This window comes from Enterococcus sp. DIV0240d, assembly GCF_051711245.1.
Taxonomy (GTDB): Bacteria; Bacillota; Bacilli; order Lactobacillales; family Enterococcaceae; genus Enterococcus_D; species Enterococcus_D casseliflavus.
This window is the reverse complement of the sequence record NZ_JBIOMG010000001.1, coordinates 3,252,400-3,266,065: the sequence shown is the minus strand read 5'-3', so window position 1 is coordinate 3,266,065 and position 13,666 is coordinate 3,252,400. Positions and strand designations below refer to the sequence as shown.

Annotated in this window: 14 protein-coding genes; 11 read left to right on the top strand and 3 right to left on the bottom strand. The window is 43.0% G+C overall.

Annotated elements, in window-relative coordinates; genetic code table 11:
- Positions 1-158 precede the first annotated feature (158 nt).
- The 6 genes from IGJ25_RS15690 to IGJ25_RS15665 all read left to right on the top strand — a co-directional run bounded on the left by IGJ25_RS15690 (position 159) and on the right by IGJ25_RS15665 (position 7,236).
- The gene (locus IGJ25_RS15690) at positions 159-1,232 is read left to right on the top strand and encodes an ABC transporter ATP-binding protein (RefSeq protein WP_005228012.1); all 1,074 of its coding nucleotides are present in this window, start codon (positions 159-161) and stop codon (positions 1,230-1,232) included.
- Positions 1,232-2,113, top strand: coding sequence for a carbohydrate ABC transporter permease (locus IGJ25_RS15685; protein ID WP_005228014.1), 882 nt, complete (start codon positions 1,232-1,234; stop codon positions 2,111-2,113). Before IGJ25_RS15690 ends, IGJ25_RS15685 begins: the two co-directional genes overlap by 1 nt.
- A gap of 4 nt (positions 2,114-2,117) precedes the next feature.
- Entirely contained in the window at positions 2,118-2,936 is an 819-nt protein-coding gene (locus IGJ25_RS15680; RefSeq protein ID WP_005228015.1) for a carbohydrate ABC transporter permease, read from the top strand.
- Entirely contained in the window at positions 2,920-4,212 is a 1,293-nt protein-coding gene (locus tag IGJ25_RS15675; protein ID WP_225000618.1) for an MBL fold metallo-hydrolase, read from the top strand. The genes IGJ25_RS15680 and IGJ25_RS15675 overlap by 17 nt, the downstream gene beginning before the upstream one ends.
- Before the next feature lie 16 nt (positions 4,213-4,228).
- Positions 4,229-5,512: an ABC transporter substrate-binding protein gene (locus tag IGJ25_RS15670; RefSeq protein ID WP_016609876.1), complete on the top strand. Its 1,284-nt coding sequence runs from the start codon at positions 4,229-4,231 to the stop codon at positions 5,510-5,512.
- Positions 5,513-5,688: 176 nt separating this feature from the next.
- A complete protein-coding gene (locus IGJ25_RS15665; RefSeq protein WP_225000617.1) occupies positions 5,689-7,236 on the top strand; it encodes a bifunctional metallophosphatase/5'-nucleotidase in 1,548 nt (515 codons plus the stop codon).
- A gap of 43 nt (positions 7,237-7,279) precedes the next feature.
- Here the strand turns inward: IGJ25_RS15665 and IGJ25_RS15660 are convergent, their stop codons facing one another.
- The 3 genes from IGJ25_RS15660 to IGJ25_RS15650 are packed head-to-tail and all read right to left on the bottom strand — an operon-like array spanning position 7,280 to position 8,867.
- On the bottom strand, positions 7,280-7,441 hold the full coding sequence (locus IGJ25_RS15660) for a hypothetical protein (protein WP_005228019.1): 162 nt from the start codon (positions 7,439-7,441) through the stop codon (positions 7,280-7,282).
- 33 nt (positions 7,442-7,474) lie between these two features.
- Positions 7,475-7,825: a hypothetical protein gene (locus IGJ25_RS15655; protein ID WP_005233740.1), complete on the bottom strand. Its 351-nt coding sequence runs from the start codon at positions 7,823-7,825 to the stop codon at positions 7,475-7,477.
- A gap of 19 nt (positions 7,826-7,844) precedes the next feature.
- Positions 7,845-8,867: a lactonase family protein gene (locus tag IGJ25_RS15650; RefSeq protein ID WP_010749118.1), complete on the bottom strand. Its 1,023-nt coding sequence runs from the start codon at positions 8,865-8,867 to the stop codon at positions 7,845-7,847.
- A 118-nt stretch (positions 8,868-8,985) separates the two neighbouring features.
- On the opposite strand from IGJ25_RS15650, the gene IGJ25_RS15645 reads away from it, so the two are divergent.
- The 5 genes from IGJ25_RS15645 to IGJ25_RS15625 all read left to right on the top strand — a co-directional run bounded on the left by IGJ25_RS15645 (position 8,986) and on the right by IGJ25_RS15625 (position 13,593).
- Positions 8,986-9,339, top strand: a complete 354-nt coding sequence (locus IGJ25_RS15645) for a PTS glucitol/sorbitol transporter subunit IIA (RefSeq protein ID WP_005228025.1) — start codon at positions 8,986-8,988, stop codon at positions 9,337-9,339.
- A 15-nt stretch (positions 9,340-9,354) separates the two neighbouring features.
- Positions 9,355-10,536, top strand: a complete 1,182-nt coding sequence (locus IGJ25_RS15640; RefSeq protein WP_115232822.1) for an AI-2E family transporter — start codon at positions 9,355-9,357, stop codon at positions 10,534-10,536.
- A gap of 281 nt (positions 10,537-10,817) precedes the next feature.
- Complete coding sequence (locus IGJ25_RS15635) at positions 10,818-11,387, top strand: TetR/AcrR family transcriptional regulator (protein ID WP_010749120.1); 570 nt, start codon at positions 10,818-10,820, stop codon at positions 11,385-11,387.
- Positions 11,388-11,420: 33 nt separating this feature from the next.
- Positions 11,421-11,960 (top strand): flavodoxin domain-containing protein, encoded by a 540-nt coding sequence (locus IGJ25_RS15630; protein ID WP_010749121.1) that lies wholly within the window; start codon positions 11,421-11,423, stop codon positions 11,958-11,960.
- 322 nt (positions 11,961-12,282) lie between these two features.
- Positions 12,283-13,593: a family 20 glycosylhydrolase gene (locus tag IGJ25_RS15625; RefSeq protein ID WP_225000616.1), complete on the top strand. Its 1,311-nt coding sequence runs from the start codon at positions 12,283-12,285 to the stop codon at positions 13,591-13,593.
- Positions 13,594-13,666: the final 73 nt, after the last annotated feature.

Sequence of the window (13,666 nt, the reverse complement as noted above, 5' to 3'; positions counted from 1 at the left end):
AACATTTACAATAATGGTATCGAATAAAAACATTCGTTTGTTATGATTAAAATCGAATTTCTTTGAGCGTTTGACCGAAACATCAAGAGTTCGTTTTTTTTGTGACTTGAAATGCCAGTCAACTATTCGGAGGAAAAAGAGAAAATGGAGGGGCAGTTTTGATAGAAGTAGTCGGGTTGAAGAAGGTTTTCGATAATAAGTTTGAAGCCTTGAAAGCAGTAGATTTTACAATAGAAAAAGGCGATTTGGTTTGTTTGTTGGGACCAAGTGGTTGTGGGAAATCGACGATATTGAATTTGATCGCGGGGTTGTTGAGTCCCACCGATGGTGATATCCGCTTTAATGGTTCTTCCGTTGTTAAGACCGAGCCAAAAGACCGCAATATCGGGTTTGTTTTTCAGAATTATGCCCTTTATCCCCATATGACTGTTTTAGAAAATGTCATGTTTCCACTGACAGTCGGAGAGAAAAAGATCAAGAAAAACGAAGCACAGAAAATTGCTGAAAAGTTCATGAAACTGACCAATATTGAAGAGTTAAGTCAGAAAAAACCAGGAACCCTTTCTGGCGGACAGCAGCAACGGGTAGCGATCACGCGTGCCTTGGTGCAAAGTCCAGAAGTCTTACTACTGGATGAACCATTAAGTAACTTAGATGCCCGTTTGCGCTTGAAGATCCGTGAAGAGATCCGTCGGTTAGTCAAAGAAGTGGGCATCACCACGATCTTCGTGACCCATGACCAAGAAGAAGCTCTTTCTATCAGTGATAAGATCATCTTGATGAACGAGGGGATCATTCAACAAAATGATGATCCGCAAAACCTTTACTTAGAACCAAACAATCTTTTTGTAGCGAAATTCATCGGTAATCCAATCATCAACATCTTGCCAGTAGAAGTCAAAGATGGTCAAATGATCCATCCTGCCTTCACTGTACCAGTTGACCGTTTTACTGACCTTCGCTTCAAGAAACCATTAACAGACGGCCAATACACGTTAGGCATTCGTCCAGAAGATGTGCTGACCACCTTGCAAGCAGGTTTGTTCCAAACGGAAGTCAAGAGTGTGGAGCTGATCGGACGAGAACGAATCTTGAACTTTGATCTGGCTGACAAACATATGAAATCGATCGTTAGTATTGAAGAAATCATTGAAGAAGGCGCGCAAGTGTCATTTGATTTTCATTACAAAAAAGCCTTTATCTTTGATGAAAAAGGAGAGCGGGTCTACTAATGTTCAAAAAAAATTATAACCCTGAGAACCAACCGAAAGCATGGCTGTTTTTACTGCCTTCATTGGTCATTATTTTCTTATTCAGTGTATATCCGCTGTTTCGTTCCTTCATCATGAGTTTCCAAAAAGGAACCTTGATTAACCAACAGTATGCTGGGCTTGAGAACTATCAAAGGGTTTTAACGGACCCAGTCTTCTTTCGAGCACTGCAAAATACGGCGCTCTTTGCTTTTGCGGTCGTACCGATCGCGTTGATCCTTTCTTTAGCGATTGCGTGGATCATTTTTGAAAAAGTCAAATACAAAAGTTTTTTTGAAACGATCTTTTTTATGCCTTATGTCACGAGTACGATTGCCATCGGGATCGTGTTTCGCTACTTTTTCAATGGCTCTTACGGGATCATCAACTATTTGTTGAGTCTTGTCGGCATTCCACCAGTCAACTGGCTGGATAATGTCAATATGAGTATGACGACCTTGATCATCTTTGGCGTTTGGACGAGCCTCGCCTTCAACATTATTATCTTGTTGGCAGGAATGCGCAACATCGACAAAGAACACTACAAAATCGCAAAAATGTTTGGCGCCACCGATGGCGAGATTTTTCGGAAAATCACCTTTCCGCAGTTGATCCCGACTTTTGCCTTCTTGTTAACGGTCAATCTGATCAGTGCCTTTAAAGTCTATACTCAAGTATATGCCTTGTTTGGCGGACAGCCAGGGATCGCCCGCAGTGCAACCACGGCAGTCTTTTATATTTATGACAAATTCCATATCGCCGGACGTCCGGGGATTGCAATGGCGGCAACCGTGATCTTGTTCATCATTATTTTGCTCGTCACCTTTATCCAAAATAAACTTTTGAAGAAAGTGGGCGAATAAACGAATGAAAAAAATTGTCACGATTGTTTCGATGCTGTTTTTAGCAATTTTAGCAGTGATCACGCTGTTTCCCTTTGTCTATATGATTTTAGCTGGTCTAATGACCTACAGTGAAGCAACCAGTATTCCACCGACGATCATGCCAGAGTCTTTCCAGTGGAGCAACTACGGGGAAGTTTTTACCCGAGCACCGTTTTTACGCTACTTCTTTAATACGGTCTTCGTTTCCGCGGTGACGACTATCGCGACGCTGATCACTGCGATTCTAGCTGCCTTTGCATTGACTAGTCTTGAATTCAAATACAAACGGTTAGTTATCGGATTGATGATCTCGTTATTGATGGTTCCTTATGAATCGATCATTTTCACCAATTACAATACGATTGCGCGAATGGGCTTATTGAATACGTATAGTGCGTTGATCATTCCCTTTCTGACCAGTATTTTTTACATCTATTATTTAAACGGTTATTTACAAAGTATTTCTAATACCTTTTATAAGGCAGCCAAAATTGACGGTGCCAGCGACCTAGCTTATATCCGCCGAATTTTGATCCCCATGTCTAAACCAGCCTTGGTGACAGTCGGGATTCTGACGTTCATCTCTAGCTGGAATTCCTTCTTATGGCCGTTGCTAGTAACCAATGAGAAAAAATACCGCCTCTTAAATAATGGGTTGGCTGCCTTTACCACAGAAAGCGGCAGCGATGTTCATTTACAGATGGCGGCAGCGACCTTGACCGTCATTCCAATTCTGATCATTTACTTGATCTTTAGAAAAGAAATTATCAAAGGAGTGGCTAAAGATGGCATCAAAGGATAAAACGACGATTACCTTTCATAGCGGGATCTTAACGATTGGAGGGACCGTCATCGAAGTTGCGTACAAAGATGCCCATATCTTTTTTGACTTCGGTTCGGAGTATCATCCAGAAACACCCTTACCAGATGAAGAATTACAAACGTTAGTTGCGCATCGCTGGATACCAGAACTGAAAAATGTCTACGATCCACGCTTAGATTACACGTACCAAGGAAGCGAAACGAAAGAATACCAAGAAACAGCAGTTTTTCTTTCCCACGCCCATCTGGATCATTCCAAGATGATCAACTTTTTAGACCCAAATATTCCTATGTACACCTTGAAGGAAACCAAAGTGATCCTCGAAGTGTTGAATCAAAAAGGGGACTTCTTGCTGCCCGTTCCTCATGAAGAAAAAAGCTTTGTCCGTGAATTGATCGGCTTAGAACCCCATGATGTGATTCGGGTCGGGGAAATCGAAGTCGAGATCATTCCAGTCGATCATGATGCGTACGGTGCGGCAGCTTTGTTGATTCGAACGCCAGATCATTTTATCGCTTATACCGGTGATTTGCGTTTGCATGGCTATCATCCAGAGCGTACCAAAGAATTCTGTCAGTTAGCCAAACACACGGATTTATTGATGATGGAAGGGGTCAGCATCAGCTTTCCAGAAAGAGAACCGGACCCCAAAGCGATCACAGTGGAAAGTGAAACAGAATTGATCGAGACCTTCGTGCGTTTGGTCAAAGAAAATCCCCAACGACAAATTACTTTCAATGGCTATCCAGCCAATGTCGAGCGCTTTATGGCGCTTGTTGAAGCCGCGCCGCGGACGGTTGTTTTAGAGGCGACGCAAGCTGCTTTGTTGAAAGAAATTTTCAATAAAGATGTACCGTTCTATACGATCGATGATCAAGTACCAGCGACTCTCGATCCAGCCTTCGCCATTTCTTATCAGGCATTATGTGCCGACACGAGCCAGTACCTTTGGCAAGCAGTCGCGCATTTTGAAAACTTGCAGACGGGTGGTTTGTATATTCACAGTGATGCGCAGCCGTTAGGCGATTTTGATCCAGCTTATCAAGTCTTTTTGGATCAATTGGCAGCACTGGAGATCGAATTTGTCCGTTTGCCAAACTCGGGACATGCGAAACCAGCTGATTTAGATCAGATCATTGCATGGATCGAGCCCCAACGATTGGTTCCAATCCATACGCTGAAACCAGAAAATCTGGTGAATCCGTATGGTGAAAGAATATTGCCGCAACGCGGTGAAAAAATTATTTTAGAGTGATAGAGGAGAGGAAAAAATGAAAACAAAGAAACTTGCATTTGCAGCAGCTGCAGCCGCGACATTGGTATTAGGGGCTTGTGGAAACAACAACGATTCATCTGGTTCTACCGAAAGTGATGAAATCGTTACAGAACTAAGCGAAGATACGACTGTCACCTTTTGGCATGCAATGAATGGTGCGCAAGAAGAATCATTGACGAAATTGACCGAGCAATTCATGGACGAAAATCCAAACATCAAGATCGAATTGCAGAACCAATCAAGCTATCCTGATTTGCAAGCAAAGGTGAATTCAACCTTGCCTTCACCAAAAGATCTGCCAACTATCACCCAAGCATATCCTGGTTGGTTATGGAATGCTGCCCAAGATGACATGCTAGTTGACCTTGGCGAATACATCAACGATGATACTATCGGTTGGGGTGACCAAGAAGAGATCCGCAGTGCCCTTTTAGATGGTGCACAAATCGACGGCGTGCAATACGGGATTCCTTTCAACAAATCTACAGAAATGCTGTTTTACAATGCAGACATGTTAGACGAGTATGGTATTGACGTACCAACAAACCTGGAAGAATTAAAAGAAGCTTCTCAAGAAATCTATGAAAAATCAAACGGTGAAGTCGTAGGTGCTGGTTTTGACTCATTAAACAACTACTATGCCATCGCAATGAAAAATCAAGGCGTTGATTTTGACAAAGACTTGCAATTAGACAGCGATGAATCAAAAGAAGTCATCAACTACTACCTAGATGGTGTTAAAGACGGCTACTTCCGAATCGCTGGTTCTGACAAATACTTGTCTGGTCCATTTGCCAACGAGCAAATCGCAATGTATGTCGGCTCAATCGCAGGGGAAGGCTTTGTTAAAAAAGATACCGAAGGCAAATTTGAATATGACGTAGCAGCTCGTCCAGAACCAATCAACTTGCAACAAGGAACTGACTTGTATATGTTCAACAGCGCAACACCAGAGCAACGCACCGCTGCTTTTGAATACATGAAATACCTAACTTCGCCAGAAGCGCAAAAAACATGGGCGATCGATACCGGCTACATGCCAGTTGTTGAATCTGTTTTGGAAAGCGATGAATACAAAAACAATCCTGAAACAAAAGTGGCTGCCAAATTAGAAGATGCAACCAAAGAATTGTTCTCGATCCCAGTGATTGAAAATGCTGATCCTGCTTACAATGAAATGCGTTCAATCATGGAAAACATTTTGTCTAATACAGATCAAGATGTCGATCAATTGATTGAAAACGCAAAACCACAATTAGAAGATGCTTGGAACCAATAATTCTGAATTTCTTCGTCAAAATAGGGTATAATCAGGGAAACACCTGAGAATGAAAGACAAAAGGGTTTGTGCCATAAGGTTTGAAGACACAAGGAAGCAGAAAATGCTGGCTTTCGAGGGTTTTCGACTTATGCGCATGCCCTTTTGGTCTATTGAGGGGAAAAGGAGTCTTTTGAATGAAAATCACGTTTTTAGAAACGAGCGATATGCATGGCTATGTCTATCCAACCAATTTTGCCGATGACACGGAACAAGGATTCGGCGTGGCAAAAATTGCTACCAAAATGAAAGAGCTACGTCAAGCAGCCACCGGACCGGTCGTAACGATCGAAAATGGCGACTTTATCCAAGGCTCGCCCTTAAGCTATTACATCGCCAAAAGCCAGCACTCCGTTGCCGCATTGACCGCTGTCGTCAACCACCTAGACGTTGATGTCCATGTCTTAGGCAATCATGAGTTCAACTACGGTCTGCCTTATTTGCAAGAAGCGATCGCCAGCTACCAAACACCAGTACTCGCAGCGAATATTTTAAATGAAGCGGGAGAACCATTCTTTGGCCAAGCTTACACCATCATTGAAAAAGAAGGGGTAAAGATCGCGATCTTAGGAATGGTGACGCCATATATTCCTCATTGGGAACAGCCTGCGACGATTCGCGGGATGCAGTTTGTCAGCATCGTTGAGACAGCGAAAAACTATGTGCCTTATTTAAGAGAAAAAGCCGATATCGTTGTCGTCAGTTACCATGGCGGTTTCGAGCGTGATTTAGTCACTGGAGAACCGACCGAATTATTGACTGGTGAAAATGAGGGCTATCAATTATTGCAGGAAGTCTCAGGAATCGATGCGTTCTTCACAGGACACCAGCACCGTGAGATCGCCACAAAAATCAATGGTGTCCCCGTTGTACAGCCCGGTTATCGTGGAAGCTTTATCGGCGCCATCGAATTGACGGTTGAAAAAAATCAGACAGGGGTTCATGTCACAAACAGTACGGCTGCGTTGATCCCTGTTGCAGATGCTGTCCCAGATCAAGAGACGTTGGCATTGTTAGCACCCATCGAAGAAGAATTACAAACCTGGCTAGATCAGCCGTTAGGCAAAGTCAGTGGGGATATGCGAATCACCGATCCGATGGGGGCACGCTTGAAAGAGCACCCTTATATTGAATTTATCAATCGTGTTCAGATGGCTGCCAGCGGCGCCAAAATTTCTGGTACTGCTCTTTTCAACAATGAGGGCAAAGGCTTTGGCGCAACAATCACGATGCGAGATGTGATCACTAATTATATTTACCCAAATACGTTAGCTGTAGTCAAAATAACAGGTGCCGAATTAAAAGCCGCTTTAGAACAAACGGCGGATTATTTAGCCGTTGTTGACGGTCAGATCATCTTCAATCCTGCTTTTATTGAGCCAAAGCCGCAATATTATAACTACGATATGTATGAAGGCATCGAGTATACGATCGATCTTAGTCAACCCGTCGGTCAGCGAATCACCCGCTTGGACTTTGAAGAAAAAGCCATTGCGATGGATCAAGAATTAGAGATCGTCATTAACCAATACCGTGCAGTAGGTGGCGGCAACTACGCCATGTTTTCTGCCGAAAAAATCGTTCGTGAGATTCAAGTCGATATGACGGAACTGATTGCTGACTATTTAAAACAGCATCCTCAAATCGAAGCTACGACGAATCAAAACTTTCTAGTGACGTTATAACAGTAAAACAGCCTGCGATGAAGGAATCATCGCAGGCTGTTTCTTAATTTTCTACATTGCGTACATAGTCATCAAAGTATTTTACCAAATCCGCTTTGACTTGTTGATAGTCTTCTTCGGAATACTCTTTGTCTTCTAGTTTTGCTTCGAAAAACGGCATGGCCAATTCTTCTCGTAAACGATCCAACACTTGTTCTTGGTTCATAACGTCACCTTTTTCACATTTGATTTGATTTCATCATAACAAATGAAATGAGGCTGTCAATGCTTCGTAAGTGTCTTTCATTTTTTCTAAACGATTTTTTAAAGAAACAAAATCATCGTCATCATGAAAAAGGACTTGTTTTAATTCAAAATAATAGATCTCAAAAGCATCAAAGAAAGCAATGACTTCCGCTGTTTGCAGCTCTTTGGCAGTATCGCAGCGAATATAGGCTTTTTCAGCGATCGCATACGTTTCTGCAGTCGTTAATAGGACCAATGATTCATTGTATTTGCGGCTCGTCACTAGTTCAAAGGTTGATTGACATTTATTGTAGATATTAGAAAAATCTTTGAGCACAAGTTCCTTTGGTGTTTTATCAAACATGGGGGAATCCTCCAAAACTTTATTTTTTGAATAAGACGCAGACACATTCCGGTGCGTAGATGTCTTTTTCTAAGACAGTCAATTTGCCAGTGGCTTCATCGCGTTTGTATAACGTTAGGTTATCAGAATTTTGGTTGGCACAAACGAGATAATCGTTTGTCGGGTCCAAATCGAAGTCGCGAGGGAAGTCGCCTTCAGTCGAGATTGATTGAACAAAAGTCAGGCCAGCGCCTTCATCGGTTACTTCAAAAACAGCGATTGAATTATGGCCGCGATTTGAGCTGTAAACAAAACGGCCATCGTTCGAGATACGTACCGCAGCGCCACTGTTGAAATCCGTAAAGTCTGCAGGGATCGTTGGCACCTTTTGGATATTCTCAAAACTGCCATCTGCTTCATTGTAGCGTAAAACAGTCAATGAGCTGTCTAATTCGCCCACTAAGTAAGCGTATTGGTTAGTTGGATGGAAGACCAAGTGACGTGGGCCAGTTCCGTCTTCTGCCACGTAAACGGCAACTTCTGTCAGTTTGCCATCTTCTGAAATATCATAAGTATAGACACGGTCCGTTCCAAGGTCACAAACTGCTAAACGTTGGTCTGGTGTTAAGTCAGTATAGTGGACATGAGGTTTGTCTTGGTTTTCATGAGAGCCGACGGGTTCATCATGGTAGATGCTGTCCGTTGCTTCGATGCTGCCATCCTCTAGAATTTTATAAACATTCACTTCACCTTTATGGTAGTTGGCACCATATAAAAGCTGACGGGTTTCATCAACTGCTACATAGCAAAGTGGTGCGCCTTCTTCCGTTGCGGTATTCAGCAAGGTAAAGTCTGGGGTATAAGCAGCTGCGCCGCCGTTGCCATCTACTTCTGTGACGCTGTAAACTGCTTCTTTTTTACTGCGGGCAAGATAAGTCGGACTTTTTTCTTCCGCGCATAAGGTCAAATCGGTCAGTGTTCCTTTTTCCGTATCTAAAGCGATCGAATAGATCCCTTTACTTTCGCGACGAGTGTACGTACCTAAATAAATCGTTTGCAACATAAAAAAACCTCCTAATAGTTTCATTCCTATTTAATTCTACCATAGAATGCGGTTTTGGGCGGGTAGAAAAACTCTTTATGTTATAATAAACAAGAAGATAGAAAGGGGAGTTTGTCATATGAAAAAAGGGACGATCAAAGAAATCGGTCCACAAGCGATCGATTCGCAAGAAAGAATGATCATCTTTTTTGGGGAAGAAGCGACCGACACACTGCGAGAATATTCAGTCATTCAAACGATTCCTGATTCGCAAGCGTTAGTCGTCACAAAAGGGGACCAGATCACTTTTGGTGATCAGACCTATCAAGTCCAATATGTAGGGACGGTCGTAAACCAAATCCTGCAAACGATCCAGCATGTGACCTTTGTCTTTGACGAAGTGCCGGCTGAAGATCAGCTTTCAAGTGCGATTTATTTAACGCCAACTGTTCTGCCGAAACTAGAAGTCGGCATGCAGGTGACGTACGACTAGGAGGCAAAGAATGTCATGAAAGAAACGCAGAAAAAGCCGCATTCCTGGTTTTGGAAATGGTTTTTAAACAATCAAGCAGTGACCAGCTTGCTGGTCATTTTATTGATTCTCTTGATTTTGCTGCTCTTTACGAAAGTGTCGTATTTGTTTGAACCCGTCTGGCAATTTTTAGCCATCGTCGGATTGCCAATCATTTTGGCGGGGATCTTGTATTACTTGATGAACCCCACCGTCGACTACTTAGAACGCAAGGGAATCAAACGAATCTACAGTATTTTTGGTCTCTTTATTTTAGTGGTTGGTCTGATCGTCTGGGGTGTGGTGGTGATCATCCCTAAGATCCAAGAGCAATCCATGAGCTTTGCGGATAATTTGCCAGGCTACTTGACGATCATCGAGAATAAGGTGAATGAGATTCTCTCTGATCCAATCTTCTCGCAAGTCCAAGAGCAGATCGAAGCCTCCAATGAGAAGCTGATTTCTTCTTTGACGGATATCGTCCAAAACCTTTCCCGCAGCACGATTCAAAATCTAGGCAGTTTCTTCGGCGCCGTTGCAACGATCGTTTTAGCGGTCATTACCATGCCATTTATTTTGTTCTACCTACTGAAAGATGGCCGTAAACTAGCCCCTTATTTTGTTAAATTTCTGCCAACCAAAATGCGCCAGCCATCACTGGTCGTCTTAAAAGAGATGAACGATCAAGTATCCTCCTATATTCGGGGACAACTGACGGTGGCGTTTGCGGTCGCAGTGATGTTTATGATCGGGTTTAGTATCATTGGCTTAGATTATGCCATCACACTGGGGATTGCAGCGGGATTTCTAAATTTAATCCCTTATTTAGGATCTTTTTTGGCCATGATCCCTGCGGTCTTTTTAGGAATCGTCGGTGGACCCGTGTTACTGATCCAAGTGCTGATCGTCTTTGTCATTGAGCAGACCATTGAAGGCCGCTTGATTTCGCCATTAGTTCTAGGAAACGAGTTGTCGATTCATCCTGTCACGATCCTGTTAGTCCTCTTGACTTCAGGAAAACTGTTTGGCCTTGTTGGGGTCATTTTAGGGATTCCTGTGTATGCGGCAGCTAAAGTGGTCATTACCCATGTGTTTGAATGGTATACGCGGGTTTCCTCCTTGTATGAAGAGGAAGAACCGATCCCCGAAGCGCCACCAGAGAACACCCCAGAAGTGTAGCAGCTTCGAGTGTAAAAGAGCCCATACGTATTATCTACGGTACAGCCTTTTTCTGTGGGCTGTACCTTTTTTATGCGGATAAAAGAGCCAGCAATCATTGGAAAGTAACGGAAGATTTACACCCTATGAACGATGATTTGTGAGAAAGCGACAGCTCTTTATTCAATAGAAAGAGCGAGGGATAGTGGCTTGGATCCAATTGACTTCGAAGGAACAAAAGAATATAATCGATTTATATAAAGAGTTTATATAACGAAACTTGTGCTTAAGGAGGGCAATGAATGCCGAAACAACGAATAACAAAGGAAATGGTGGTTGATGCCGCCTTTGAGATTGCTCGAAAAGGCGGTATGGAGCACGTGATCGTCAAGAACATTGCCGAGAAGTTAGGCTGTTCAGTCCAGCCCATTTATAGTTACTGCACCAATATGGAGGGCCTGCGAACAGAGGTAGAGCAGAAAGCACGGCAATTTTTACAAGCGTATCTAGAAGCCCATAGCGACCCCCAGGATCTGTTTCGCAGTACCGGACACGCGTATTTGCAATTGGCGAAAGAAGAACCCCATATTTTGAGTATTTTTGTCTTACAAAAAAGAGCGAATGTTTCGTCATTAGAAGATCTGTATCAGTTGGAGACGAATCCTCAAGTAGCCCAAAGGATTGCCGCCGATTTGACTATCAGTATAGAAACCGCCAAACAGCTACACATGCATATGCTCATTTACACGATCGGAATCGGTACGATTTTCTCAGTAACGACACCTGGTATTCCACTAGATGAAATCTATGCACAACAGGAAAAAGCGTACGAAACGTTTTTAGAACAAGCAATAGCTGGCACAAAACCATAAGGTGCAGTCCTAACTGCAGAGAGGAGTTCCCCCATGAAAAACGGCATTATTGTTTATCAATCGAAATACGGCGCTGTCAAAAAGTATGTCCACTGGCTTCAAGATGCAACAGGTTTTTCCAGCCTAGAAACCCCAAAAGCGAAAATAGCTGAAGTAATGGATTATGACACAATTATCTTCTGTGGGGGAATCTATGCATCGGGTATTGCTGGACTGTCCTTTTTAAAAAAGAATACCAACCAGCTAAAAGACAAAGAGATACTTATCTTTTGTGCGGGAGCCTCTGCTCCTGAAGAAGATGTTGTGAAAAAACTCAAAGAACAGAATCTCACGGGTCCGCTAAAAGACATCCCCCTTTTTTACGGCAGAGGACAATGGCAGGAAAGCAAAATGAATTTCTTTGATCGAAACTTAGTGAAAATGTTAAGAAAAGCTGCGGCTAAGAAAGCGCCTCACACCTATGATCCGCAGATGAAGGCGCTCATGGAAGCCAACGGACAAGATTGTGATTGGACAGATAAAAAGTACTTGGGTCCGTTGGTGGATTATTTGGAGCAGGGACTGTTTCAATAGTAAAGGCCAATTGCAGCTCAGCTGATTTTTCTTTTGTAGTAGTATAGGGGAGAGAATCATCATTGGGAAGCTGGCTCTTTTTCCCATTCACATCCTTCCAGAAAAGTTATAACGAATCGATCGACAACTACATGAGAATTGTTGGCTTTACTGGGATGATCGTTTGAATAGGCAATTAACCACCATACACAGGACCGGCTTTTCTGATTAGTACTTATTAAGAAATCTCTCAAAATGAAAACGTTATTATAATCAGGTGTTATGATAGAAAGGAACCTTCATAAAAGGGAACAAATTATTAATTGTACTGAGAGAAACGAAGATGAATGAAGCACACAATGAATTCGTAGATTATAAAAAAGCAACCGCTCTTTTTGCAACAATGGGCTGGCAAATGCCAGACCACCAACCCCAAATCGTTCTCAGGCCATCACTTGATGCGGATTTTCGTTTTGAGAAGCAACAGATCATTGTCTCAACTCCTGAGATGGTCTATCCTGCTACAACGAAATATTGGCGAGATTTCTTTACTGATCAATTGCGGGAAGGCTCATATGCGGCGGCTATCCCCGAACGTTGCTTAATGATCGATATTGGTCGCAAATTTTACTCCTTGATGGATTTAAAAGCTGTCGTTCGTAGTATGGCTTGTTTCCAGTTTACCCATCTACAGCTACACTTTTCCGAGAATGAAGGATTTCGCATTGAATCAGAGCAATTTCCAGAAATCGTTTCGGAGGAGTATTTGACCAAACAAGAGATCCGCGAATTGATCGCATATGCCCACGAACATCGCATTGCCATCATTCCGGACTTTGATTCTCCCGGTCATCTGCGGCAAGTGTTGGCTCAAAAGCCCGAGTGGCAATTACCGACAGCCGATGGCACGCGTGATGATCGAGCACTGAACATTTTGGATTCAGAAGCGGTAGCTTTTATTCAGGAAGTTTATCGGGAATATGCGCAACTGTTTGAAGACAGCACCTATTTTCATATTGGTGCCGATGAGTTTATTGATTTTGATCATTTAGAAAACTTTCCGCAAATGATCGAAGCAGCCCGTGAGCGCTATGGAGAAAAAGCCAGTGGAATCGAAGTCTTTATTGATTACGTCAATGAGCTGGCGGCCTTTGTTGAAAGTCTCGGCTTTGTTGTGCGGGTCTGGAATGATGGGTTTTACCGCTTGAATCGCCAAGAGCAGACAACGTTGACGGAGAATTGCCAAATCTCCTATTGGACCCGTTGGAACCAGAATATGGCGCCGGCAGATGTCTTTTTTGAAAAAGGCTATACCATGATCAATCACAATGATAATTTTTTCTATTATGTCTTAGGAGAAGCGGCAGGCTATACTTATCCAACCTACGAAAAAATCAGCAATGAATTCCAGTTGACGACGTTTGCCAATGGACAACAAGTTGCACAGGAACAGCTTGCCCAAACACAGGCGATCGCTTTATCCGTCTGGGCGGATGTACCTGAGGCTCAGACTAGTCGTGAAGTGATCCAAGCGATTTTTTGGCTCCAAGCGGCCATCGCACAAAAGGTGTATCAAGAAAAAGACCGCCCAAAAGCTGCGTATCAAAAACTATTTGATTCGTGGGTAGTCTCGTATTTGGAGGAGGAGCAATGAGGAAAGTAGTCGCGAGCAAGGAGAAAACAGGAGCGGATTCTATCTAGCGAGACGGAGTAAGAATGAATGCAAC

What these genes read in the sequence shown, in the direction of transcription:
- IGJ25_RS15685 (WP_005228014.1), top strand. Translation starts at nt 1,232, where the DNA reads ATGTTCAAAAAAAATTATAACCCTGAGAACCAACCGAAAGCATGGCTG.
- IGJ25_RS15680 (WP_005228015.1), top strand. Translation starts at nt 2,118, where the DNA reads ATGAAAAAAATTGTCACGATTGTTTCGATGCTGTTTTTAGCAATTTTA.
- IGJ25_RS15675 (WP_225000618.1), top strand. Translation starts at nt 2,920, where the DNA reads ATGGCATCAAAGGATAAAACGACGATTACCTTTCATAGCGGGATCTTA.
- IGJ25_RS15670 (WP_016609876.1), top strand. Translation starts at nt 4,229, where the DNA reads ATGAAAACAAAGAAACTTGCATTTGCAGCAGCTGCAGCCGCGACATTG.
- IGJ25_RS15665 (WP_225000617.1), top strand. Translation starts at nt 5,689, where the DNA reads ATGAAAATCACGTTTTTAGAAACGAGCGATATGCATGGCTATGTCTAT.
- IGJ25_RS15660 (WP_005228019.1), bottom strand. Translation starts at nt 7,441, where the DNA reads ATGAACCAAGAACAAGTGTTGGATCGTTTACGAGAAGAATTGGCCATG.
- IGJ25_RS15655 (WP_005233740.1), bottom strand. Translation starts at nt 7,825, where the DNA reads ATGTTTGATAAAACACCAAAGGAACTTGTGCTCAAAGATTTTTCTAAT.
- IGJ25_RS15650 (WP_010749118.1), bottom strand. Translation starts at nt 8,867, where the DNA reads ATGTTGCAAACGATTTATTTAGGTACGTACACTCGTCGCGAAAGTAAA.
- IGJ25_RS15645 (WP_005228025.1), top strand. Translation starts at nt 8,986, where the DNA reads ATGAAAAAAGGGACGATCAAAGAAATCGGTCCACAAGCGATCGATTCG.
- IGJ25_RS15640 (WP_115232822.1), top strand. Translation starts at nt 9,355, where the DNA reads ATGAAAGAAACGCAGAAAAAGCCGCATTCCTGGTTTTGGAAATGGTTT.
- IGJ25_RS15635 (WP_010749120.1), top strand. Translation starts at nt 10,818, where the DNA reads ATGCCGAAACAACGAATAACAAAGGAAATGGTGGTTGATGCCGCCTTT.
- IGJ25_RS15630 (WP_010749121.1), top strand. Translation starts at nt 11,421, where the DNA reads ATGAAAAACGGCATTATTGTTTATCAATCGAAATACGGCGCTGTCAAA.
- IGJ25_RS15625 (WP_225000616.1), top strand. Translation starts at nt 12,283, where the DNA reads ATGAATGAAGCACACAATGAATTCGTAGATTATAAAAAAGCAACCGCT.